This is a genomic window from Pirellulales bacterium, from assembly GCA_036490175.1.
Taxonomy (GTDB): Bacteria; Planctomycetota; Planctomycetia; order Pirellulales; family JACPPG01; genus JACPPG01.
Genome location: DASXEJ010000063.1, coordinates 1 through 2,679, shown reverse-complemented (window position 1 = coordinate 2,679; position 2,679 = coordinate 1). Strand labels below are relative to the sequence as shown.

At 61.6% G+C, this 2,679-nt stretch carries 4 protein-coding genes; 2 read left to right on the top strand and 2 right to left on the bottom strand.

The window, feature by feature from the left end; translation table 11 throughout:
• On the bottom strand, nucleotides 1-263 hold a 263-nt coding region (locus VGG64_04320), incomplete at its 3' end, for a hypothetical protein (protein ID HEY1598801.1).
• Between the two features lie 312 nt (nucleotides 264-575).
• Here VGG64_04320 and VGG64_04315 point away from each other — a divergent pair.
• Nucleotides 576-1,421, top strand: a complete 846-nt coding sequence (locus VGG64_04315; GenBank protein ID HEY1598800.1) for an ISAs1 family transposase — start codon at nucleotides 576-578, stop codon at nucleotides 1,419-1,421.
• Nucleotides 1,307-1,741, top strand: coding sequence for a transposase (locus tag VGG64_04310; protein HEY1598799.1), 435 nt, complete (start codon nucleotides 1,307-1,309; stop codon nucleotides 1,739-1,741). Before VGG64_04315 ends, VGG64_04310 begins: the two co-directional genes overlap by 115 nt.
• Nucleotides 1,742-1,887: 146 nt before the next feature.
• Here the strand turns inward: VGG64_04310 and bioD are convergent, their stop codons facing one another.
• Entirely contained in the window at nucleotides 1,888-2,595 is a 708-nt protein-coding gene (gene bioD / locus VGG64_04305; protein HEY1598798.1) for a dethiobiotin synthase, read from the bottom strand.
• Nucleotides 2,596-2,679 lie beyond the last annotated feature (84 nt).

Here is a 2,679-nt window from a genome sequence, read left to right as displayed (position 1 = left end):
GGAATCGCCGGTTGCGATTGGACGGCTGCCTTGAATTGAACCGCAGCCTTGGCTCGCGCGGGCGCACTAATTCCCAGCATCGCCGCGACATCCGACCAAGTGGACTTCGGCTTTGCCGGCGGCGTAGGGGCTTCGGCCCGTTTGCGTTCGGCGGCCTTCGCGGGCGGCACGATTGCCGGCCGCTTCGATTCGGCGGCGGGAACCGGCGTGCCCAGTTCCTGAGCCAGGTCCGACCAGTGACTTTTCTTTTCGTTTTCAGCCATGAAATTCTTTGATCCATCCGGCGACGACAGTGCGGCGACCGCTGCCCTGGGAGGTTCCAGAAAACCGGCGCGGCTGCAAACTGTTGATTATACGCGATGGATTGCCGGCTTGTGAAGCGCCGCGCGGCCCAGGAACCGAATGCCCGTGTCAAACGAAATCCGTAGCTGACGATTCGGGGCCGGGAGGGGCAGGACGATTGCAAAGTCCTTTCCTCGATCCAAATCCGTTCGTCGTGCGTAGTATTGGCGAGGAGTTGGTCCTCGGGATGGATTCTGGACCAGGGAGCAGGTCTCAATCATGGAGGCCTGCGCATGGATACGAAGACTTTGCGGTCGTTGGCGGATGTCTTTTCCCAAATTCCCGACCCGCGTTGCAAGCGGGGCGTGCGGCATCCCTTCTCGGGCATGCTGGCCCTGGTCTTTCTAGGGCTGCTGGCTCGCATTCGTGAATTGGCTCGACTGCACGACTGGGCCACTCGCCACTGGGCGGAACTCCAAGAACCGTTGGGATTTGATTCTTTGCAGCCGCCGCATGCGACTACGCTCAGCCGGGTCTTGGCACGCTTCACACTCGCGGATTTTCAGCAAGCCTTTGGGCGTTGGCTGGTGACCGTGGTGCAAGATCCGCACGAGTTAAGCGTGGCCGCGGTGGATGCGAAAACCGCCTGCCAAAGCCATGAGGATGGTCGACCGGTGCAAATCCTCAGTGTCTTTGCGCATCGCGCCAAGTTGGTGCTGGCGCAGTGGGCAGTGCAAGCTGAAAAGACCAACGAGCCTCACGTGTTGTTGAACCACTGGGACGAACTGCTCCGTGAGTTTCCGATGCTGCGTTTGCTGACCGGCGACGCGATCTATACGCAACGCCACCTGGCCGACATTCTGTCACGAGGCCCTTGCGACTACCTGTTGCAGGTGAAGAAGAATCAAGGCGATCTGCACGAGGCGCTGGTGACCAGCTTCGCCCAGGCTGCCACACGTCCGGCCGACGCGGAAACGACCGAAAAAAAGGGGGACGCCGCGAAACTCGTCGCCTGTGGTGCGACCTGGAAGACTGCGCGTACTATCGAGATCAACTCGCCTTCCCAGGGTGCCGCATCGCGCTGCGTGTGGACCGTTTGGTCACAACCCGGGACGGGCAACTTGTTAGTCATGACATAAGGTACTTCGTCACCAGTCTCGATCCCGATCGGGTCACTCCGACCCAACTCTTGAACTATGTCCGCGGACATTGGCGGATCGAGAACTGCCTGCACTTTCTCAAGGATCGCTGGTGGGACGAGGACCGTCATTGGTGCCAACGTCCCGGACTCGGCACCCGTCTGGCGATGCTGACCTCGGCGGCGCTGGACGTCTTGCGGCTGCTGTCCGCTCAGCTTCCGCCGCCAGGCAGGCGATCTCAGCCCCTCTGTCGTCGGGCCGACTGGCTCGGAGAAAATCCAAGCGTTGCGCTCAAGGCCCTCGGATTCGCCCCACTCTGACTTTGCAATCGTCCTGAGGACCGGCCGGAAATGAACGGAAATACACGGGAATAAGGCAGCCGGTTTTGCCGACGAGGAACTGGTACCGAAAATGGATCGAATCACTTCCCATTCTCGTCCATTTGCGTTTATTTCCGACTTCCTGTTTATCTCGTTGCCCTGGCTCGCGCCAGCTCGAACCAGTCGACCTGTTCGGCGAACTCCTCGGCGTGGGGACCGACTTTGGCCAGCACGGGGGCGACCGCTCGGGCTTCGAGTTCGGCCCGGTTGCGGGCAATGCTCGGGTCGCCGGCCGATGAAGGGAGTTCGTTGAGAATGATGCCCGCCACGTTGAGCCCCGCTTCGATCGTGGCCGCGGTAATCAGCGTGGTGAGCGTTTGGTGGATCGTTCCCAGGGCGTCGCGGCTGATGACCAGTAGCGGAAAGCCGAATTCGCAGGCCAAGTCGGCCACGTAGTCGTCGTCGCTGACCGGCGACATCAGCCCACCCACTCCCTCGACGAGGACGATGTCGCTGCTGGCCAGCCACACGTCCAAGCCCGAGCGAAGCAGGGCGGCGTCGACCGATCGGTCTTCGGCTCGGGCAGCCAGGTGCGGAGCCAGCGGAGCCCGAAACCGTTGCGGGCAGACTTCCTCCAGGCTCCCTGGCTTACCGGCCGCTTGCCAGAGAGTGAAAGCGTCGTCGCTGACCAGGCTGTCGTCGCTTGGTTCGCATCCGCTCGCTACCGGTTTGTAGACCCCCACGCGATGTCCGGATGACTTCAATGCTCGGGCGATCAATGCGGTGACATACGTCTTGCCGACGCCCGTATCCGTGCCGGTGATGAACAGTCCGCGAGCCATTTGCTGGGGCATAGAGAATTATCTGTTGGCAAGAGCCTGTTCGGCGGTTGAGATGCCGGCAAGCTTGCGCTGGCCGCTCGCCCGGGGAACTCGCAA